This window comes from Agilicoccus flavus (assembly GCF_014857905.1).
GTDB classification, from domain to species: Bacteria; Actinomycetota; Actinomycetes; order Actinomycetales; family Dermatophilaceae; genus Agilicoccus; species Agilicoccus flavus.
On record NZ_JACYXE010000001.1, the window covers coordinates 369,050 to 389,447 of the forward strand.

General features: G+C 73.9%; 16 protein-coding genes and 4 pseudogenes. 6 read left to right on the plus strand and 14 right to left on the minus strand.

Annotated features, from left to right (window positions below):
* The first annotated feature begins 33 nt into the window (after positions 1-33).
* A complete protein-coding gene (locus ICW24_RS01610; RefSeq protein WP_226343966.1) occupies positions 34-462 on the plus strand; it encodes an organic hydroperoxide resistance protein in 429 nt (142 codons plus the stop codon).
* 233 nt (positions 463-695) lie between these two features.
* Here ICW24_RS01610 and ICW24_RS19505 read toward each other — a convergent pair whose 3' ends face one another.
* The 7 genes and pseudogenes from ICW24_RS19505 to ICW24_RS19525 all read right to left on the minus strand — a co-directional run.
* Positions 696-2,633, minus strand: a complete 1,938-nt coding sequence (locus ICW24_RS19505; RefSeq protein ID WP_226343967.1) for a S9 family peptidase — start codon at positions 2,631-2,633, stop codon at positions 696-698.
* Positions 2,630-4,404 (minus strand): annotated as a pseudogene (locus ICW24_RS01620) (N-acetylglutaminylglutamine amidotransferase). The gene ICW24_RS19505 and the pseudogene ICW24_RS01620 overlap by 4 nt, the downstream one beginning before the upstream one ends.
* Positions 4,404-4,562 (minus strand): hypothetical protein, encoded by a 159-nt coding sequence (locus tag ICW24_RS19510; protein WP_307781287.1) that lies wholly within the window; start codon positions 4,560-4,562, stop codon positions 4,404-4,406. Before ICW24_RS19510 ends, ICW24_RS01620 begins: the two are co-directional and overlap by 1 nt.
* A 36-nt stretch (positions 4,563-4,598) precedes the next feature.
* Positions 4,599-4,868: pseudogene (locus ICW24_RS19515) on the minus strand (circularly permuted type 2 ATP-grasp protein); the annotation flags it as partial.
* Positions 4,869-4,873: 5 nt separating this feature from the next.
* A pseudogene (locus ICW24_RS01630) lies at positions 4,874-7,108 on the minus strand (glutamate--cysteine ligase); the annotation flags it as partial.
* 166 nt (positions 7,109-7,274) lie between these two features.
* Positions 7,275-8,084, minus strand: coding sequence for an FAD-dependent monooxygenase (locus tag ICW24_RS19520; RefSeq protein WP_307781270.1), 810 nt, complete (start codon positions 8,082-8,084; stop codon positions 7,275-7,277).
* 190 nt (positions 8,085-8,274) lie between these two features.
* A pseudogene (locus ICW24_RS19525) lies at positions 8,275-9,177 on the minus strand (FAD-dependent monooxygenase); the annotation flags it as partial.
* 344 nt (positions 9,178-9,521) lie between these two features.
* On the opposite strand from ICW24_RS19525, the gene ICW24_RS01640 reads away from it, so the two are divergent.
* A complete protein-coding gene (locus ICW24_RS01640) occupies positions 9,522-9,989 on the plus strand; it encodes an SRPBCC family protein (RefSeq protein WP_226343968.1) in 468 nt (155 codons plus the stop codon).
* Between the two features lie 93 nt (positions 9,990-10,082).
* Here the strand turns inward: ICW24_RS01640 and ICW24_RS01645 are convergent, their stop codons facing one another.
* The 4 genes from ICW24_RS01645 to ICW24_RS01660 are packed head-to-tail and all read right to left on the minus strand — an operon-like array spanning position 10,083 to position 14,836.
* On the minus strand, positions 10,083-10,985 hold the full coding sequence (locus ICW24_RS01645; RefSeq protein ID WP_226343969.1) for an SRPBCC family protein: 903 nt from the start codon (positions 10,983-10,985) through the stop codon (positions 10,083-10,085).
* Between the two features lie 7 nt (positions 10,986-10,992).
* Positions 10,993-11,847, minus strand: a complete 855-nt coding sequence (locus ICW24_RS01650; protein ID WP_226343970.1) for an FAD binding domain-containing protein — start codon at positions 11,845-11,847, stop codon at positions 10,993-10,995.
* Positions 11,844-14,357 (minus strand): xanthine dehydrogenase family protein molybdopterin-binding subunit, encoded by a 2,514-nt coding sequence (locus ICW24_RS01655; protein ID WP_226343971.1) that lies wholly within the window; start codon positions 14,355-14,357, stop codon positions 11,844-11,846. The genes ICW24_RS01650 and ICW24_RS01655 overlap by 4 nt, the downstream gene beginning before the upstream one ends.
* Complete coding sequence (locus tag ICW24_RS01660; RefSeq protein ID WP_226343972.1) at positions 14,354-14,836, minus strand: (2Fe-2S)-binding protein; 483 nt, start codon at positions 14,834-14,836, stop codon at positions 14,354-14,356. The genes ICW24_RS01655 and ICW24_RS01660 overlap by 4 nt, the downstream gene beginning before the upstream one ends.
* Before the next feature lie 181 nt (positions 14,837-15,017).
* Here ICW24_RS01660 and ICW24_RS01665 point away from each other — a divergent pair, with 181 nt between their 5' ends.
* The 4 genes from ICW24_RS01665 (at position 15,018) to ICW24_RS01680 (ending at position 17,025) form a co-directional block, all read left to right on the plus strand.
* The gene (locus ICW24_RS01665) at positions 15,018-15,185 is read left to right on the plus strand and encodes a hypothetical protein (protein ID WP_226343973.1); all 168 of its coding nucleotides are present in this window, start codon (positions 15,018-15,020) and stop codon (positions 15,183-15,185) included.
* Positions 15,182-15,808, plus strand: coding sequence for a GAF and ANTAR domain-containing protein (locus tag ICW24_RS01670; RefSeq protein ID WP_226343974.1), 627 nt, complete (start codon positions 15,182-15,184; stop codon positions 15,806-15,808). The genes ICW24_RS01665 and ICW24_RS01670 overlap by 4 nt, the downstream gene beginning before the upstream one ends.
* Before the next feature lie 127 nt (positions 15,809-15,935).
* Entirely contained in the window at positions 15,936-16,547 is a 612-nt protein-coding gene (locus ICW24_RS01675) for a hypothetical protein (RefSeq protein WP_226343975.1), read from the plus strand.
* Positions 16,548-16,827: 280 nt separating this feature from the next.
* On the plus strand, positions 16,828-17,025 hold the full coding sequence (locus ICW24_RS01680) for a hypothetical protein (protein ID WP_226343976.1): 198 nt from the start codon (positions 16,828-16,830) through the stop codon (positions 17,023-17,025).
* Positions 17,026-17,110: 85 nt separating this feature from the next.
* Here the strand turns inward: ICW24_RS01680 and ICW24_RS01685 are convergent, their stop codons facing one another.
* From ICW24_RS01685 to ICW24_RS01695, 3 genes are read right to left on the minus strand one after another with little or no spacing between them, the layout of a single operon-like run.
* A complete protein-coding gene (locus ICW24_RS01685; RefSeq protein ID WP_226343977.1) occupies positions 17,111-18,322 on the minus strand; it encodes an XdhC family protein in 1,212 nt (403 codons plus the stop codon).
* Positions 18,315-19,487 (minus strand): vWA domain-containing protein, encoded by a 1,173-nt coding sequence (locus ICW24_RS01690; RefSeq protein WP_226343978.1) that lies wholly within the window; start codon positions 19,485-19,487, stop codon positions 18,315-18,317. The genes ICW24_RS01685 and ICW24_RS01690 overlap by 8 nt, the downstream gene beginning before the upstream one ends.
* Entirely contained in the window at positions 19,484-20,380 is an 897-nt protein-coding gene (locus ICW24_RS01695) for an AAA family ATPase (protein WP_226343979.1), read from the minus strand. The genes ICW24_RS01690 and ICW24_RS01695 overlap by 4 nt, the downstream gene beginning before the upstream one ends.
* Positions 20,381-20,398: the final 18 nt, after the last annotated feature.

The following is a 20,398-nucleotide window of genomic DNA, read 5'->3' on the forward strand; positions in this document are numbered from 1 at the left end:
GCAGGAACATCCCACCGATACGAGGAGGACCGCATGCCCCACGAGTCCGTGAACGAGACCCTGTACACGATCGCCGCGAGCGCCCAGGGCGGCCGCGAGGGCAAGGTGACCAGCGAGGACGGCGTCGTCGATCTCCCGCTGGGCAAGCCCGGCAGCACGAGCAACCCCAAGGCCAACCCCGAGACGCTGTTCGCCGCCGGCTACGCGGCGTGCTTCAACGGGGCGCTCAACCTCGTCGCCTCGCAGGAGGGCCTCGACACCAGCGGCTCCACGACGACGGCCGACGTCACCTTCGGCAAGACCGACTCCGGATTCGGCCTCGCGGTGGCGCTGACCTCGACCATCCCCGGCGTCGACGCCGACAAGGCGCAGGCCCTCGCGGAGAAGGCTCACGAGTTCTGCCCCTACTCCAAGGCGACGCGCGGCAACATCGACGTCACCGTCGCGGGCGTCCCCGCCTGAGCGAGCGCGCTCTTCGCGTCGCCCACCGACGCCGCGTGCGACCGCCTCGGGCCTGAGGGCCCGGGGCGGTCGCTCCCGTAGGGCCCGGTGAACTCACGAAACGGGAGCGGCGCGAACCTGGTCGAGCGACGGACGAACACCGTCATCATCGGCTCGGGCCGCTCGGTAGGCGGTGACGTCCTGGGCCATCTCGAACTCTTGGAGAGCCTCGAGGTCGGGGGGCGCGCCGCCCGTCAGGCCGGCCCGACGACCTCGCGCACGAAGTCGCGCATCCTGTTCGCGAGCAGGGCCCGGTTCTCGGGGCGAGTGAAGTCGTGCCCCTCCCCCTCCACGATGAGCAGGTCCGCCTGGCCGCCGGCGGCGCGCAGCGCCTCGACCATGCGCCGGGACTCCCCGACGGGCACGTTCGTGTCGTTTCCGCCGTGGACGACGAGCATCGGCACGTCGATGTCGGCGACGCGGTGGATCGGCGAGACCGCGGTGAGCAGCTCGGCGTCGCGGTCCGGGTCGCCGTGCTTCGACACCGCCGCGGCGGCGATCCACGGCTCGGTCTCGGCGTAGAAGGCGAGCAGGTCGCTCATCCCGCAGATGCTGATGCCGCCGGCGAACAGCCCCGGCCGGAACGCGAGCATCGCGTTCGTAAGGTAGCCGCCGTAGGAACGCCCGCTGCACACGACGCGGGCGGGGTCGGCGAGCCCGCGCGCCACGAGGTGCGCGACCACGTCCTCGACGTCCTCGATCGAGCGCATCCGGTTCCCCACGTCGTCGGCGTGCGAGAACGCCCGCCCGAAACCCCCCGACCCGCGCACGTTCGGCGCGAACACCGGGTACCCGGCGGCCAGGATCGTCGGCAGGGTGTCGCTGTGCTCGGGCCGGGACTGACCCTCCGGGCCGCCGTGCAGCCAGATGAGCATCGGGCCGGGCTCGTCCGGCGTGTCGGGGTCTCCGAGCGTGTCGGGCCCACCGAGTTCGACGCGCTCGGTGCGGTCTGCCGGCCGGTAGAGCCAGCCGCTCAGCTCGAGCCCGTCCCGCGCCCGGAGGGTCAGCAGGCTCGGGTGGACGGGGCCGGTCTCGGCGGGGGGCCGCTCGAGCGCGACCCACTCCCCGCTCGTGGGGGCCACGAGCTCGACGCAGCGGGCGCGCCCGATGCCGCTGGAGGTCAGCGCGAGCAGCCGGCCGTCGGCGCTGAGGGACAGGTCGGAGGCGACCGCCTCGGGCAGCGGAACGGGGTCGCCGAGGGTGCCGTCGGTGAACTCCACGTCCTGCAACTCGCTGCGGCCGCCATCGACGTTCCACAGCAGCGCCACGCGGGAGAGGTCGTCGCTGACGATGAACTCGTCGAGGTCGGCGTCCCCGCGCGCCGCGACGACCCGGTGCGACACCCCCTCGGGCGTCACGGTGGCCTGGACGAGACGCAGGCGGTCGGCGCCGTGGTCGGTGCGGACGAGCACCCGGACGTACCCCTGCAGGGCGTCGGGCACCTCGGTCGCGGGTGCGTAGCGGCGCCCGCCGAGGAGGGTGCGCGGCCGGTGGTCGTCGAGGATGATCGCGGGATCGCCGGTCGAGCCGGGATCGTCGCGGAACAGCGGGATCTCGCGCCCGCCGCGCAGCAGGAGCAGCCGCCGGTCGCCGCGGGGGCCGAGCCGGACGACGGCGGTCCCGGACCACGCGTCGACGAGTCGCAGCCCGGGGCGGCGCGCGAGCACCTCGACCCGGCCGGTCACGGGGTGCACGAGCCGGGCCTCCCCCACGCCGTCCTCGCCCTCGACGGTGACGGCGACGAGCGGGCCGTCCCAGCCCACGAGCTCGGCGGTGCCCGCGTCGCTGCCGTCGACCCAGATCGCCCGCCGGTCCTCGGGATCGGTCGTCACGACCCACACCTGCGACCGGTTGCCCGCGTGCGGCGCCACCTGGCAGGCGAGCCAGCGCCCGTCGGGCGAGTGGACGACGCGGGTGATCGGACCCTCCACGGGCAGGGTGACGTCGCGGGCGGCGCTGACGCGCATGCCGTCGAGGAAGCGCTGCACCGCGCGGGGATAGCCGCCGTCGTCGACGATGTGCGCGACCGCGCTGCCGTCGGGCGCGACCGACGCGCCCTGGCTCGGCCGGTGCAGCGACCCCGGCGCCGACGCCCGGGCGGCCGTCCGGACCCGGGAGGTCGCCCGGCTCACGGCAGCATCCCCTGCAACCACCTCTCGAGCACGGCGACCTGCCACAACGCGTTGGCGTCGAGGGTGGTGCGGGTCGCGTTGGGGTCGGCGAGGAGGTCGCGCACCGCCTCGGGCCGGTAGAGGCCGCGCTCGCGGGCGGCGGGCGCGGCGAGGGTGTCGCGGACGAGGTCGAGCACGGCGCCGTCGAGGTGACGGATGCCGGGGACGGGGAAGTACCCCTTCGTCCGGTCGATGACGGCCGCGGGCAGGAGGGGACGAGCGGCGTCCTTGAGGATCCCCTTGCCCCCGCTCGCGAGCTTGAGCTCCGGCGGGCACGACGCCGCGAGCTCGACGAACTCGTGGTCGAGGAACGGCACCCGCCCCTCGAGGCCCCACGCCATCGTCATCGTGTCGACCCGTTTGACCGGATCGTCGACGAGCATCACCTCGGTGTCGATGCGCAGCGCCGCGTCGAGGGCCTGCCGCGCGCCCGGGGCGCCCTGGTGGGCCCGGACGAACGCGGCGCTCGGGTCCTCCGCCAGCGCGTAGGCCGGGTTCAGCAGGCCGGCGATGTCGGCGTGGTCGCGGTCGACGAACACCCGGCGGTAGTGCTCGCTCACGTCCCCCCGCGGCACGCCGGTGAGCGGCGGGTACCAGTCGTAGCCGCCGAGCACCTCGTCGGCCCCCTGCCCCGACTGGACGACCTTGACGTGCCGGCTCACCTCCTGCGAGAGCAGGTAGAAGGCGATGCAGTCGTGGCTGACCATGGGCTCGCTCATGGCCGCGATCGTCCCGGGCACCGCGGGCAGGAGCCGGTCGGTGGGTACGTGGATGCGGTGGTGATCGGTGCCGAACGCCTGAGCGACGAGGTCGGAGTACGCGTACTCGTCGCCCGACTCGCCCCCGGCCGGGTCGAACCCGACGCTGAAGGTGCCCAGGCCGCGCTGCCCCTGCTCGGCGAGGAGCGCGACGATGAGGCTGGAGTCGAAGCCGCCCGACAGCAGGACCCCGACGGGCACGTCCGCCACCATCCGCCGGCTCACGGCCCGCCGCAGCGCCCCGAGCAGCGCCTCCTGCCAGTCGCCGACGCTCCAGTCGGCCCGGTCGGGGTCGCGCGTGAACGCCGCGCGCCAGTAGAGGTGGTCCTCGCTGCGCCCGTCGGGGCCGATCGTGCGCACCGTGGCGGGCGGCAGCTTGCGGATCCCCCGCAGGATCGTGCGCGGCGCGGGCACGACGGAGTGGAAGCTGAAGTAGTGGTGCAGGGCCACGAGATCGAGGTCGGTGTCCACGTCGCCGGCCGCCAGCAGGGCCTGCACGGTCGAGGCGAACCGCAGCCGGCCGGCGCGTTCCGCGAGGTAGAGCGGCTTGATGCCGAGCCGGTCGCGGGCGAGGGTCGTCACGCCCGAGTCGAGGTCGAGCAGCGCGAAGGCGAACATCCCCTGGAGCCGCTCCACCGCGTCGCGCCCCCACGCGTGGAACGCCTTGATGATGACCTCGCCGTCGGCGTGGGAGAAGAACCGGTAGCCGAGACCCTCGAGCTGTCTGCTCAGGTCGACGTGGTTGTAGATGCACCCGTTGAAGCGAGCACGAGGCCGAGATCGGCGTCGACCATCGGCTGCCCGCCCCGGGTGGAGAGGTCGATGATCGACAGGTGCCCGAGCGCGACCCGCCCCCGGGCGAAGGACCCGCACGAGTCCGGCTCGCGCGGGGTCATCGCCTCCGTCATCGCGGCGACGGCGCCGACGTCCGCGGTGCCCCCGTCGAACCGGATCTCGCCGCACAGACCGCACATCAGGCGGCGCCGGAGGGGCCGGCGGTCTTGTCGGGGGTCGGGCCAGGGGTCGGGCCGAGGGTCGGGCCGAGGATCCACGTGTCCTTGCTGCCGCCGCCGGCGGAGGAGTTGACGATCTTGCTGCCCGCCGCGCCGACGCGGGTCAGGGCGGCCGGCACGACGAGGCCGGACGCGTCGCCGCGGCCGTCGGGCCGCAGGTGGGTGAAGACGCGCAGGTCGATGTGGTGGGGGCGGAAGAGCTCGCCGTCGAAGGTGGGGTGCGTCGAGAGCGACACGACCTCCTGCGCGAGGAACTTCTCGGGCATCGTCCGCAGCTCCTCGCGGCGGGCGGCGAGCTGCGCCTCGCTCGCGTCGGGCCCGATGAGCACGCCCGATCCGCCGTACCCGTCAATCGGCTTGGTGACGAGGGGGAGTCGAGGTGCGCCAGCACGTGGTCGCGGTGCTCGCGGTCGCCGCACACCCACGTGGGCACGGTGTGCAGCATCGGCGTCTCGCCGAGGTAGTACTCGATCATTGCGGGCACGTAGGCGTAGACGGCCTTGTCGTCACCGACGCCGTTGCCGGAGGCGTTGGCCATGGCCATGGCCATGGTGCCGCGGTGCAGGGCGTCGATGATGCCGTTGCGCAGCGGCGCCCCGTCGTGGCCGATCGACGAGAGGAACACGTCCTCGTCGAGCCGCGCGTAGACCACGCCCACCGGCCGCCGGCCCGTGCCGACCGGGCGGTACAGCTGGGCGTTCTCGACGTAGAGGTCCTGGGGCCGCACGATCGGCACCTTCATCGACGTCGCGAGGTGCCAGTGCTCGGAGTACGCCGAATCGTCGGGCCCGGCCGTGAGGAGCACGATCTCGGCGTCGTCGGCGGCCCGGTGCGGGAGCGAGGCCCGCAGCGTCTCGGCGAGCGTCTCGGGGACGGTGTCCACCCCGAGCAGTCCGGCCGGCGTGGGCAGCTCGGGCAGGAACCGCGAGGTGAAGCCGCGGTTCCACATCGCGTAGGCGACGCCGGAGGGGATACGCAGGTTGTCCTCGATGACGCACCAGCGTCCCCGGTCGTCGCGCACGAGGTCGAGCCCGTTGACGTGGGCGCGCACCCCGCGCCCGCCGAGGAGCCCCGAGGAGCGGTAGCCCGGCGACCGGTCGACGATCTCCTCCGGCACGATCCCGTCGGCGACGATCTCCTGGTCGGAGTACACGTCGCGCAGGAACCGGTCGAGGGCGCGGGTGCGCTGCACCGCGCCGGCCTGGATGTGGGCCCAGTCGTCCGGGCCGACGATGCGGGGCACGACGTCGAGCGGGAACACGCGGGACCCCTCGTGCCCGCTGACCTTGAACGTCACGCCGTCGGCGCGCTGCAGGTCCTCGATCCGGGACTCGCGGTGGCGCAGCGAGGCCAGGCCGAGGGCGTCGAGGCGCTCGACGATGTCCGCGTACGCCTCCCGCGGCCGACCGTGGGGGTCCATGGCCTCGTCGTTGCGGTCGACGGGGAGGTTGTCCTCGGGGGTGGTGCCCTCGGCCGGCCGGTAGCCGAGGAAGAGCGTGTCGGCGCTCGTCGCCTCGACCTCGGTGCGGGCGTGCGCGGTCTCGGCGAGGAGGAGGTCGACGACGTCGGTGAGGAGGCCACGGCGGCGGCGGGCCCGGCGCTGCCGCGCGGCGGAGCTGCCGGCGAGGAGCACGCTCGTCGTCAGCCGCTCGACGAGGGCGCGGTCGCCGCCGGCCTCGAGGTCGTCGGCGAGGGAGGCCACGAGGGAGCGGACGACGTCCGCGGCGGGCCGGCTCTCGCCGGTGACCACGTCGACGAGGTCCTCCTCGAGACCGGAGCGGGCCGCGCGCCAGACCGCCGCCCGGCCGAGGACCGGGGACATGGTCAGCGGCGGGCGCCCTTCCCGGTGCGCGCGGGCCTCCCGGGCCACGAGCGCCCGGAACAGCCCCGCCACGAGGAGGATCGTGTCGACCGACGGGCAGCTGTCGCAGATCCGCAGCTCGATCGTCCCGGCCTGCCGGGCGGGGCGGACGTCGAAGTAGATCATCCCGGGGTCGGTGATGACCCCCGAGCGGACGAGGTCCTCGACGAGCGCGTCGTACTCGGCCGCGGTCGCGACCGGGGCCGCGAGCCCCGTCATGGGCCAGCGCTGCCAGATGAGGGTCCGCGCGCTCGCGTACCCCGTGTCCTCTCCGTCGGCCCAGAACGGCGAGGAGGCGGTCAGCGCGAGCAGCGTCGGCAGGTAGGGAGCGACCCGGGCCGCGACGGCCACCGCCTCGTCCCGGTCGGCGACGTCGACGTGGATCTGGGTGCCGCAGATGAGTTGCTCGCGGGCGAGGAGCTGGTAGTCGGCGAGCATCCGCCGGAACCGCGGCGTCTCGGTGACCTGCAGGTCGGCGGGCACCGAGAGCGGCACGGCGCCGGCGGCGACGATGCCGAGCCCGAGCTCGGCGGTCACCTCGACGAGGACGGCGCGGCGCCGGACGAGCTCGTCGCGCAGCTCGGCGAGGCCGTCGCACACGTCGGAGTTGGCCTCGACGACGCACCGCTGCATCTCCGCGACGTAGGCGCTCTCGCCGTGCCGGGCCAACCGGTCGAGCAGCTCCGGGGCCCGCGGAGCGAGCCGTCGCGTGGACAGGTCGACGAGGTGGAATTCTTCCTCGACGCCGAGCCGGCGCAGCGAACGGGTCGGGCTCGGGGTGGGCAGGGTCCCGGAGACGGTCATGGCGGGGACGCTAGGGCCGCAGTGTGTCCGCACGGTTTCGGCCGCGCTTCATCCGTGTCACGGGGACCGGCCCGCCCGGGCATGCGGTCCACCCGTCGTGGTGCCGTTCCGCGAGCGCCGACGATCCCGTGTCGCACCTCTCGACCGTCCCGTTCGTGAAGCCGACCTACCGCTGCGTCGTGAACCGCGCGAAGAACTCGCCGAGCTCGTCGGTCGCGTCGAGCGGGAGGACGTGCGCGACGTACTGGTCGGGCCGCACGACGACGACGGCCCCCTCCTCGCGGGAGACGCCCCGCAGGTCGTAGACGTCGTCGCCCGTCGGGGTCACGCTCGAGAAGACCTTCTCGTAGTCGGTCAGCCCGAGCCGGCCCGTCGTCGGCCGCAGCAGCGGCGGCACGTCGCCCACCTCGAGGTCCTGCCAGGACGCCTGCGTGACGGCCCGGACGTCGACGACCGCGTCGAGGTCGCCCCCGGCCGGCGCGGAGCGCGCGACGATCGGGGCGACCGCGTCGCACCACGCCGCCGCGCGCGAACCCGGACCGAGCCCGTCGGCGGGGGCGAAGAGGTAGATCCGCCACCGGCCGTCGGCGGTGTGCACGTGACCGAGGTGCATCGGCTTGGCGTCGGCGACCCGCAGCACCGGCGCGGAGTGCAGGCGCATCCCGATGGAGAATCCGGCGGCGAGCCCCTGGTGGGTGCCGGGACCGACGAGCGGCCCGGCCGGATAGTGCGTCGCGACCCCGGCGGTGAACCGCCCGGCCTCCTGGAAGCGCCGCGCGACCTCAGCGCTGTCGAGCCCACCCTCACCCTCGCCCGAGTGCTTGCCCCCGATCGTGCGGGCGAAGTCCTTGTCGAAGTCGATGAGGTCCTGGGCGATCCGCTGCCGCTCGGCCGAATAGGTGTGCAGCAGCGCCGCCGGGCTGCGGCCCTGGAGCACCGCCGCGAGCTTCCAGCCCAGGTTGTAGGCGTCCTGCATCGACACGTTCATGCCCTGGCCGGGCCTTCGCGCTGTGGGTGTGGCAGGCGTCGCCGGCGATGAAGACCCGCGGCAGCGGCGCGTCGGTGGCGAGCCCGTCGTCGGGCAGCGGGTCGGCGAGCTCGACGTCGTCGAACTTGTCGGTGAGCCGCTGGCCCACCTCGTAGACCGACCACCAGACGAGCTCGCGCACGTCGAGCGTGTGCGGCGCGAGGATGCGACGCGCCCGCTCGATGACGTCGTCGGAGGTCGTGCGCTCGCGGATCCCGCGGTCGCCGGCCTCGACGTCGCCGAGGTCGACGTAGAGGCGCACCAGGTGGCCGCCCTCGCGCGGGATGATGAGCATGTTGCCGTGCTCGCTCGACTGGACGACGACCTTGCGCCGGATGTCGGGGAAGTCGGTGACCGCGAGGACGTCGAGCACCCCCCACGCCTTGTCCTGCCGGTCGCCGCGCAGCTCACGGCCGATCGAGGCGCGCACCGCCGAGCGCCCGCCGTCGCAGCCCACGACATACCTCGCCCGCATCGTGCCCGTCGACCCGTCGGCGCGGGTCACGTGCACGGTCACCGGCTCGTCGGCGGCGCCGACCTCGACCGACGTGACCGTGACGCCGTAGTCGGGCACGAGCCGGCGCGGTGACCGCTCCATCTTCTGCAGCAGCAACGCCTGCAGCCGCGCCTGGTTGACGATGAGGTGCGGGAACTCCGAGAGCCCGTCCTCGACGTCCTGCACCCGTCCGGTGCGCACGATCCGCTCGGGGGCGGCGGGGTCGGGGCCCCAGAACGTCGCCTCGTTGACCCAGTACGCCTCGCGGACGAGGCGGGCGCTCAGCCCGAACGCGTCGAACGTCTCGACGGTGCGGCAGGCGACGCCGTCGGCCTGCCCCATGACGAGCGGCCCCTCGCGCCGCTCGAGCACCCGGGTCGTGATGTCCTCGAAGGCCGACAGCTGGGCCGCGAGCAGGAGCCCGGCCGGCCCCGACCCGACGACGATCACGTCGGCGACGTCGGCCTGCTCACCCGCCGCGACGTCGGGCGCCGGGGCGTGGATGTCCGGGTCGCCACCGTAGAAGCCGTCCGCGTAGAACTGCATCGCCTGCTCCCGCCGATGCGCGTGGGCGGAGGTCTCCCACGACGAACCGCCCCCACCCTGTCACGGACGCTCGACGGCCGTCTTCGTCGGCAGCGACGAATCGCCGCGGGGCACCGGAGCGGTGGGCGTACGCGCGTCGGCGACCCGCGCGCCTGAGCGCGCGACGAGTTGCTCCATCCGGTGGACCAGGGTCGCGGAGGGGCTCACCCGGCCGTTCCGGTAGGTCGAAGCCCCACTCGTGCCACCGCGGATCGAGCTTCTTGTACGCGGCGAGCTGACTTGTGGTCCGGTCGCGGAGACGGGACGGTACTCCTCCGACGCGCGCCGGCCGTAGGGTCGCAGACATGGAGACGAACGCCGTCCACCCCGTCGAGGCAGGCCCCCGCAAGGTCGCCCGGCGGGCCCGCGTCGCCGCACCGGCGCACGAGTTGTTCGCCCTCGTGGCGAACCCGCACCGCCACCACGAGGTCGACGGGAGCGGCACGGTCCGCCCCGAGGTGATCGGGCCGCGCGAGCTGCGGCTCGGCGACCGGTTCCAGGTCGCGATGCGGATGGGGCCGCTGCCGTACCGGATGACGAGCACCGTGACCGCCCTCGAACCCGACCGGGTCGTCGAGTGGCAGCACCCGGGCGGGCACCGCTGGCGCTGGGAGTTCGAGCCGCAGGCCGACGAGACCACCCTCGTCACCGAGGTGTTCGACTACTCGACCTCCCGCGTGCCGGCGCTGCTCGAGCGCCTCAAGGCCCCGCAGCGCAACGCCCGGTCCATCGAGGCCGGGCTCGTCGCGCTGCAGCGCGCGCACGGCTCCTGACCGGTCGGTCCATCCCTGGCCGGGGCCGAGAACGCCGCACGGCGGACGGCGCCGCAGGCACCGTCCGCCGTGAGATCCGACCGTGGTGGAACGTCAGCCCGGCAGGAACCGACCGAGCTTCCACCCGAGGACGAACCCCAGGACGCCGATGCCGATCTCCTTGCCGTAGGACTTCAGCATGATCGGCAGCACCGTCGACCCGAGGTCGAGCGCGTCGTCGGACCCGGCCCTGCCCTGCGGCGCGATCGGTGCGGCCTTGGCGGTCGGCGAACCCGACGCAGCGGCGCTCACCGAGGAGCGCTGCGCCGCCGGGGCCCCGGCGGAACCACCCGAGCCGGCCGATGCTCCGCCCGAGGAGCCGTTCGACCCACCGCGGCGGGCCTCCCAGCTGTCCGACCCGGCGGTGGCGCCGAACATCGCGGCGGTACCGACCTCGCGCGGGGCGGCGGGTCGGCCGGTCGACACCCCGGACTCGACGTCCGCACCCGAGCCCGCCGACGACGGCGCCGCCGCGGGGGCGGGCGCGCCGGAGGACGACGAGGCGGGACGATCCCCGCTCACCTTGCCCTCGATGCACGCCACGAACTGGGCGAGCAGCTTGTCGGAGACGTCCTGCATGACGCCGCGGCCGAACTGGGCGGGCTTGCCGGTGATCTGCAGGTCGGTGGTCACGTCGACCTTCGTGCTCCCGGACCCGGCGTCGGAGAGCGCGATCGTCGCGGTCGCGCCGGCGGTGCCGTTGCCGCGTTTGTCCTTGCCGCGGCCCTCGATGACGGCGCGGTGGGCGGCGTCGTCGCGCTCGAGGAACGTGCCGGTGCCGGCGTAGACCATGGCGATCGGGCCGAGCTTGACCTTGACCTGGCCGGTGAACGAGTCGGCCGACACGTCGGTGACGGTCGCGCCGGGGAAGCACTCCCCCACCTCGCGCAGGTCCATGAACGTCGCCCACGTCGTGTCGATCGAGGCGGGGACGGTGAACGAATGGGTCAGTTCCACGGGCTCATCACGCTCCAGCGGCCGCGAGCACGGCGCGGCGGGTCAGCACCTGCGCGAGGTGGCGGCGGTAGTCGGCGTCTCCTTGGAGATCGGACGGTGGGTTCGTGCCCTCCGCGACGGAGGCGACCGCCGCGGCGACGGCGCCCTCCTCGATGGGCACGCCGGCGAGGGCCTGCTCGGCGGACCGGGCCCGCACCGGGGTGGAGCCCATGTTCGTCAGCCCGATCTTCGCCTCGGCGATCGTGTCGCCCTCGACGCGCACGGCGGCCGCGACCCCGACGATCGACCACTGGTGCACGACGCGCACGAACTTCTCGTACCGCGTGCCCCAGCCGGTGTGTTTCGGGATGCGGATCGCCGCGAGGATCTCGTCGTCGCCGACGGCGGTCGTGAAGTGGTCGACGAAGAAGTCGGCCCCGTCGACGACCCGTTGCCCGCGGGGCCCGACGACGACGAACTGGGCGTCGAGCGCGAGTGCCGGGGCGCCGACGTCGCCGGCGGGGTCGGCGTGGGCGAGCGCCCCGCCCACGGTGCCGCGGTGCCGGATCTGCGGGTCGGCGACGGTGGCGACCGCGTCGACGAGCAGCTTCGCGTGCGCCCCCGCCAGCGGGTCGGACAGCAGCTCGTCGTAGCGGGTCATGGCCCCGATGACGAGGCCGGGGCCGTCGTCGAAGACCCCGCGCAGCTCGCTCACCTTGCCGAGGTCGACGAGGATCTCGGGGGCGTTGAGCCGCATCCGCAGGATCGGCAGCAGGCTCTGCCCGCCGGCGATGATCTTCGCGCCGTCGCCGTGCCGCTGCAGGGCGGCGAGGGCCTCGTCCAGGGTGGCCGGTGCGACGTAGTCGAACGATGCCGGGATCATGCGCCCGTTCCCTTCTGGTCGTCGACGCCGGTGTGGTCGCCGGGACCCGGCGGGTCCTGGTTGGGCTGGTCGGGGTCGAAGTGCGACGTCGACTCCGGCGTGGTCGGGTCGGCCGTCGTCCGGCCCGCGGTCCGGATGGCCGTCCACACCCGCTGCGGCGTGCACGGCATCTGGATGTCGTTCACCCCGAGGTGCCGGACGGCGTCGATGACCGAGTTGACGACTGCGGGGGTCGAGGCGATGCAGCCGGCCTCGCCGACGCCCTTGGCGCCGATGTCGTTCGTCGTCGCCGGGGTGACCGTGTTGTCGGTGACGAAGCTGATCGTGTCGGCCGCCGTGGGCAGGGTGTAGTCGACGAACGAGCCGGACACGAGCGTGCCCTGGTCGTCGAAGACCGCCTCTTCCCACAGCGCCTGGGCGATCCCCTGGGCGAGCCCGCCGTGGATCTGCCCCTCGACGATGAGCGGGTTGACGATGGTGCCCACGTCGTCGACGCAGACGTAGCGCCGCATGCTCACCTGACCGGTCTCGGTGTCGACCTCGACGGCGCACAGGTGGGTGCCGTGCGGGAACGAGAAGTTGACCGGGTCGAACGTCGCCGCGGAGTCGAGCGACGGCTCGATCCCCTCGGGCAGGTCGTGGGCGGCGAACGTGGCCAGGGCGACCTCGCCCATCGACACGCTCTTCCCACCCTCGCCCGCGCCCCGGACTGCGAATCGGCCGTCGGTGAACTCGAGGTCGTCGGCGGCCGCCTCGAGCAGGTGCGCCGCGATCGGCTTCGCCTTCTCGATGACCTTGTCGGCGGCGCGGACGACGGCCTGTCCGCCGACGACGAGCGAGCGGGACCCGTAGGTGTCGAGGCCCTTCGGCGCGATCTGGGTGTCTCCGTGGAGCACCTCGACGTCCTCGAACGCGACGCCGAGCTTGTCGGCGACGAGCTGGCTCCACGCCGTCTCGTGGCCCTGGCCGTGGGCGCTCGAGCCGGTGACGACCTCGACCTTGCCGGTGGCCAGCATCCGCACGTCGGCGTGCTCCCAGCCACCCGCTCCGTAGTTGAGCTCGCCGAGCATCCGCGACGGCGCGATGCCGCACATCTCGGTGAACGTCGAGATGCCGATGCCGAGCTGGACGCTGTCGCCCCGCTCGCGCCGCTCCGTCTGTTCGCGCCGGAGCCCGTCGTAGTCGAAGAGCTCCATGGCGCGCGCGGTGGCGGCCTCGTAGTTGCCCGAGTCGTACTCGAGCCCGCACACCGACGTGAACGGGAACTGCTCGTGGCGGATCCAGTTCTGCTGCCGCAACTCCATCGGCTCGCGGCCGAGCTCGACGGCGAGCTCGTCCATCATCCGCTCGATCGCGAACGTCGCCTCCGGCCGCCCGGCGCCGCGGTAGGCGTCGGTCCACGTCTTGTTCGTGAAGACGTTCGTGCACGTGAACTGGTAGGCGTCGAACGTGTAGATCGAGTTGTACATGAAGGCGCCGAGGATGGGCGTGCCCGCGGTGACGAGGCCGAGGTAGGCGCCCATGTCGGCGGTGATGTCGACCTTGAGCGCCCGGACGGTGCCGTCCTTGTCGGCGGCGAGCGTGAGCTTCTGCCACTGGTCGCGGCCGTGGTGGGCCGCGAGCAGGGACTCGCTGCGCGTCTCGGTGTACTTGCACGGGCGGCCGGTGCGGCGCGCGGCGAGGAAGGTGATGACCTCCTCGGGCGTGACCTGCAGCTTGCCGCCGAAGCCGCCGCCCACGTCGGGCGCGATGACGCGCACCTTGGACTCGCTCACCCCGAGGGTCGTCGCGAGCATGAGCCGCAGGATGTGCGGGACCTGCGTGGAGGACCACATGACGAACTGCTCGCCCGTGGGGTCGACGACCGTCGAGCGCGGCTCCATGAAGGAGGGGATGAGCCGCTGATTGCGGAACTCCCGCTCGACGACGACGCCGTCGACGCGGGCCGCGGCGATGAGCTCGTCGACGTCGCCGCCCGTGCCGGCCTGCGCCGAGTCGAACTGCCAGACGGCGCTCGTGTTCGTGCCGAGGTCGGGGTGCGCGAGGGCCTCGTCGGCGCGCGCCTTCTTGAGGTCGAGGGCCGCGGGGAGCTGCTCGTAGTCGACGTCGACGAGCTCGGCGGCGTCCCGGGCCTGAGCGGCGCTCGCCGCGACGACGACGGCGACGACCTCGCCGGAGAAGGCGACCCGGTCGACCGCGATCGCCGGGTGGTCGGGGGCCTTCTGGTCGGCCGTGATCGGCCACGCGCACGGCAGGGCGCCCTGGACGTCGGCGACGTCGGCGCCGGTGATGACCTGGACGACCCCGGGCGCGGCCTTCGCCTGCTCGACGTCGACGGAGAGGATCTTCGCGTGCGCGAACGGGCTGCGGACCATCGCGAGGTGCAGCATCCCGGGCAGGACGAGGTTGTCGGTCCAGCGGGTGCGGCCCGTGATGAGCCGGCGGTCCTCCTTGCGCTTGCGCGCGTTGCCGATCTCGCGGCTCGCCCGGGGTTCGGTCTGGACGCTCATCGCCCGCCACCCCCGCCGACGCCCGCCCCGGCCGCCTGCTGCACGGCCTTGACGATGTTGTGGTAGCCGGTGCAGCGGCAGAGGTTGCCCTCGAGGCCGTGCCGGATCTCGTCCTCGGACGGGTTCGGGTTGTCGTTGAGCAGGTCGATGCTCTGCATGATCATCCCCGGCGTGCAATACCCGCACTGGAGGGCGTGGCAGTCGTGGAACGCCTGCTGCATCGCGTGCAGCCGGTCGCCGTCGGCGATGCCCTCGATGGTGGTCACCTCGTGCCCGTCGGCCTGCACCGCGAGCACGTTGCAGGACTTCACGCTGCGCCCGTCGAGGTGGACCGTGCAGGCGCCGCAGTTGCTCGTGTCGCAGCCGACGACGGTCCCCGTCCGGCCCACCTGCTCTCGCAGGTAGTGGACGAGGAGCATGCGCGGCTCCACCTCGTCGGTGTGGTCGACCCCGTCGACCTTGACGTTGATGCGGGTCATGCCTCACTCCTTCGTGTCCGGTCACAGCGCTGTGCCTGTCGTCATCCTCACCCCTGGCACCGGGATGGACAACCGGTCACACTCGGCGATCCACGCATGTCGGGCGGGGAGTAGCCTCGAGCGAGGTAGACCTCGCCCGCCCTGGCGCGAGCGAGGCAACGGGACTCACTGCGAGGTAACGATGGACGAGGCAGGACAGCGGTGGAGCCAGGCCGACGAGGCCAACCTCCGGGGCAGCATCACCGACCTGGCGAGCCTCGTCACGGGACACTGGGGCCTCGAGGGGCTCATGGAGCAGATCGCTCAGTACGCGGTACGCGCCATCCCGGCGCCGAGGGCGTGGGCGTGACCCTGCTGCGACACGAGGCGTCGACGAGCCGCGTCGAGGCGCTCGCGGCGAGCGACCCCTTCGTCGTCGAGATCGACGCCCTCCAGTACGAGACGTTGAGCGAGGGGCCCTGCATCACCGCGGTGCGCGAGCTACGGACCGTGCGCACCGGCTCCCTGGGCGGCGAGAAGATGTGGCCGCGGTTCGGCCCGCGGGTCGGCCGCCTCGGCGTGCACAGCGCGCTGTCCCTGCCGCTGAAGCTGCCGGGCAAGGTCGTCGGCGCCATCAACGCCTACGCCCGGGAGAAGGACGCGTTCCACGAGACGGCCGCCGAGTTCGGCGAGGCCTTCGCGCAACCCGCCGCCGTCGCCCTGCACAACGCCCACGTCCTCGCCGAGGCGCTCCGGCTGACCGAGACGCTGCAGACCGCCCTGGCGCGTCGGCCCGTCATCGACCAGGCGATCGGGGTCCTGCGTGCCCGCAGCGGCCTCACCGCCGACGAGGCCTTCGACCGCCTGCGCGAGATCAGCCACCGCGAGCACATCAAGGTGGTCGACGTCGCCCGCCAGGTGGTGGACTCGGCGGTGGGTCGGGCCCGGGACCAGCACCTCCCCTCGACGGGATCGGACGACGCGGCGGAGTAGCGTGAGAGGCCTGGAGGATCGTGACGGGCGGGGTCCTGACGCCGTCCGCCCCTCCGCGAGGGCTGCAGACCGGCGGCCCGGTGCCAGGTGACGGACCGCGTTCGGGAGCGCTCGAAGGAGCACGCCCATGGCGGTCGGCCGTGACCTCGACGCTCTGCTCGCCCTGCTCACGCAGGCGCTCGACGAGCCGGACGGCGACCTGCGCCACGCCTTCGACGGTGTGCTCGAGGCCCTCGGGCACGCCGTGCCGTCCTTCTGCGGACTGACCCTCGTCCTCGCGGCGTCGCGCGGTCCGGTGCGGCTCTCCTCCCACGACGACGCCCACGCCGACGCCCCCCGATCGTCGCTCTGGGTGCGCCTCGGCTCCCTGGCCGACGAGGCGACAGAGATGATCGTGCACGCGAGCGTGCCGGGGGCGTTCGTCGACCTGGCGGCCGACCTGGCGTGGATGCTCGGTCGCCCTCTGGGGGAGATCGTCCTCGACGGGCACCTCGAACCCGGGCGGGTCGTGTCGAGCTCGCTCGCCGACGCCTCGAGCATCGACCAGGCCGTCGGGGTGCTGCTCGCGACGGGGTGGGCGCCGGACGCGGCGGAGCGCCGGTTGGACGAGCTCGCCGCGGAACTCGGCGGCGACCGGGCGGTGGCCGCCCGGGCGGTGGCCGCCCGGGCGGTGGCCGCCCGGGCGGTTCTCGCCGGTCTCGATGACCCGCAGCAGGGGCCTCCGGCGGCCTCATCGTGAACATTTTGTCTGGCGCAGTAACCCTTTCGTCGGTCGGCCTTGCGGTGTTAGGGTCCAGGCGCTGAGAGATTCAGCCGGTCCGGGAGGGGCCCGCCGTCCGCTGCGGAACCCCACGAGCATTCCGCTCTCCTGCCGGACATTCCTGGTGATCGACCCCGATGGGGGTTTCACCTCAGGAACGCGATCCACGTCACGTCCATCGTCCGACCCGCACCCGTCTCCCGACCACGTCACCGGCCTGCGCACCGGATGCCCCGACCCGCGAGGCGGGCCGGTGGCGATGAGCACCGACAGCATGACCCGGACCTCGACGGAGGAGACGCACCCCGACGTCCTGCAGGCCTGGCGGGCCCGGTCGCCGTCGGCCCGCCCGACGAGCCGGAGCCTCATCCTCGAACTCGCCTGCATCGACGAGGCGCTCCGGGAGCCGGACGTCGACGCGCGGCCGCATCCTGGGCCGCCCCCGACGTCGTCCTGAATCGCCGCGCCGCCGAGATCAGCCGGCTGTTGCGCGAGGAGGTCATCGACTGACCGGCAGGTCCACACGACGACTGACCGAACGGTCAGGGGGGCGTCGTCCCGGTTCCCTCCGGCACGCCGTGCTCGTGATGGTGGATGGGGCCGGCGCGGTCCGCGAGGCGGTCGCCGTGGCCGCCCCAGTGCTGGGCGATGATCTCCGCGGCGATGCTCACCGCCGTCTCCTCCGGGGTGCGGGCGCCGAGGTCGAGTCCGATGGGGCTCGCGAGTCGCGCGAGTTCTGCCGAGTTCAGCCCCGCCTCCCGGAGACGGGCCAGGCGGTCGTCGTGGGTGCGCCGGGAGCCCATCGCCCCGACGTAGGCGACCTCCGGGAGCCGCAGCGCGACCTCGAGGACCGGCACGTCGAACTTCGGGTCGTGGGTGAGCACGCACACGACGGTCCGAGAGTCGAGCCGTCCCGCGTCGCGTTCGGCCGACAGGTAGCGGTGCGGCCAGTCGACGACGACCTCGTCGGCGGAGGGGAACCGGCTCGCCGTGGCGAACACGGGCCGGGCGTCGCACACGGTGACGCGGTAGCCGAGGAACGTGCCGAGGTGGGCGACCGACGCCGCGAAGTCGATGGCGCCGAAGACGATCATGCGGGGGCGCGGCGCGAACGAGGAGACGAAGACGCGCATGCCGTCGCCGCGGCGCTCGCCGTCCGGCCCGTAGGTGAGGGTGTCCGTGCGCCCGGCCGCGAGCAGGCCGCGGGCGTCGTCGGTCACGGCCGCGTCGGCCCGGGGACTGCCGAGGCCGCCTGAGGTCATCGACCCGCCGCTGCTGCCGTCACCCCGGCCGTCGTCGTCACCCCGGCCGTCGTCGTCGGGCCGGACGACGAGTCGCCGCCCGATCCACTCCGGCGACGGATGCGCGATGACGGTGGCGATCGCGACGGGCCGGCCGGCCTCGACGTCGGCGGCCACCTCCGCCAGCTCCGGGAAGGTGTCCGCGTCGATCTTCTCGACGAAGACGTCGAGGATGCCGCCGCAGGTGAGCCCGACCGCGAAGGCGTCGTCGTCGCTCACGCCGTACCGCTCCAGGCGGGGGCGGCCGTCGGCGAGCACCTCCTCACCGAGGGTGTAGACGGCCCCCTCGACGCACCCGCCCGAGACCGAGCCGACCGCTTCTCCGTCGGGCCCGACGAGCATGGTCGCGCCGGCGGGGCGCGGTGCCGACCGCCACGTCGCGACGACGGTTCCGGCGGCCACGGGCTCGCCCGCGCGCCACCAGCGCACCAGTTCGGGGAGGACCTCACGCACGGGCGACCACCTCACAGACCTGTTCGAACGCGGCGAGGGAGTGCCCCGCCACGAAGTCGTCGATGTGCGGCAGCGCCGCGACGATTCCGCCCTGGACCGGTTCGTACCCCGGCCGGCCACGATGCGGGTTGGACCACACGACCCGGTGGGCGAGGGCCCGCAGCCGGCGCATCTGCTCGCCGAGCGCCTCGGGGGTGTCGCGCTCCCAGCCGTCGCTGAACACGACGACGACCGCGCCGCGCGCGAGCCCGCGACGGCCCCAGCGGCGCAGGAACTCGGCGAGGCCGTCGGCGAGGCGGGTGCCGCCCGACCAGTCGGGGACGGCGTCCCCGCAGGCCGCGAGGGCCCGCTCGGGGTCGCGCCGGCCCAGCGCGGCCGTCACGCGGGTCAGCCGGGTGCCGAGGGTGAACACCTCGGTCGGCACGCCGGCGCGCACGTAGGCGTGGGCGAGGCGCAGCAGCGAGTCGGCGTAGGGGCTCATCGACCCGGACACGTCGACGAGCAGCACGACGCGCCGCGGCCGGGTCCCCCGCCGGCGCCACGAGATCGGGCCGGGCTCCCCCATCCGGCGCAGCTGTTCACGCAGGGTGGCGCGGGCGTCGAGCCGGCCCCGGGGGGCCGGGGTGCCGCGATGCGCCCGCCGGCGCGGCGCGCGGGGGGTCAACCCGGCGAAGAGCGCCGCGAGCCGCTCACGTTCGCGCGCGCTCATCGTCGCGACGTCGCGGTGACGCAGGACCTCGACGTCACTCGCCCGCGCCCGCAGCACGTCCTCCTCCTCCCCCGCCCCGGAGGCCTCGGCGGCGCCGGACTCGAGCGCGGCCTGGGTGAGCGTCACCGCCGGCGGCGGGGTGTGCCTCTCGCCGAGCCGCTCTAGGCCGAACCAGGCGGCGAAGGTGGCGTCGTGCCGTTCGAGGTCGGCCGGGGAGCCGCACAGGGTGGCGCGGCCGGCGTGGAAGACGCCCGCGCGGTGCTCGAGGCCCACCTCGGCGGCGGCGGCGAGGTACGCGCGCTCGCGGTCGGCGCTCACCCCGACGCCGGCGGCGCGCAGGGCGCGCGCGAACCCGAGCAGCGCGGTGGCGCCGAAGGGCCCGTCGGGCAGCGGGTCCGTGGCGGGCGATGCGCCGCGCCCGCTGACGCGGAAGCCGACCGCGACGGGGCTGCTCATCGGGCGAGCAACCGGTCGAGGGCGGCCCGCACCCGCTCGGCGTCCTCGCGGTGCTTGACGGCGGCGCCGAGGGTGGCGGCGGCCGTCTCGACGTCGAGGTCGTCGGCGCCGAGCTCGGCGAGGGCCCGCACCCAGTCGAGGGTCTCGGCGACGCCGGGGGCCTTGAGCAGCGCGGGGTCGGCGCGCAGGTTCTGCACGAGGGTGACGACGCTGCGGGCGAGGCGGTCGGAGACCTGCGGGGCGCGTGCGGCGACGATGGCGAGCTCCCGCTCGAGCCCCGGGTGGTCGATCCAGTGGTAGAGGCAGCGGCGCTTGAGGGCGTCGTGCAGCTCGCGGGTGCGGTTGGACGTGAGGACGACGACGGGCGGGACCCGCGCCCCGATCGTGCCGATCTCGGGGATCGTCACCTGCCAGGTCGAGAGCACCTCGAGCAGGAACGCCTCGAACTCGTCGTCGGCGCGGTCGATCTCGTCGACGAGGAGCACGCACGGCGCCTCGCGCAGCGCGCGCAGCACGGGCCGCGCCAAGAGGAAGCGCTCGTCGAAGAGGTCGGCCTCGACGGCCTCCAGGTCGGTTGCCGCGTCCCGGGCGCCCGCCACCGCCTCGACCGCGCGCAGGTGGAGGATCTGGCGCGGGAAGTCCCAGTCGTAGAGCGCCTGCGACGCGTCGATGCCCTCGTAGCACTGCAGCCGGAGCAGGGGCACGTCGAGCACGGCCGCGAGACCCTCGGCCAGCGCGGTCTTCCCCGTACCCGGCTCGCCCTCGAGCAACAGGGGTCGGTGCAGCCGCAGCGCCAGCCACGCGATCGTCGCGAGCGCCTCGTCGCACAGGTAGCCCGTCTGCGCGAGTCGGCCCGCGAGGTCGGGCGCGGCGGGGAAGGCGTCCTGATCCATGCCTGCCAGCATCACCCA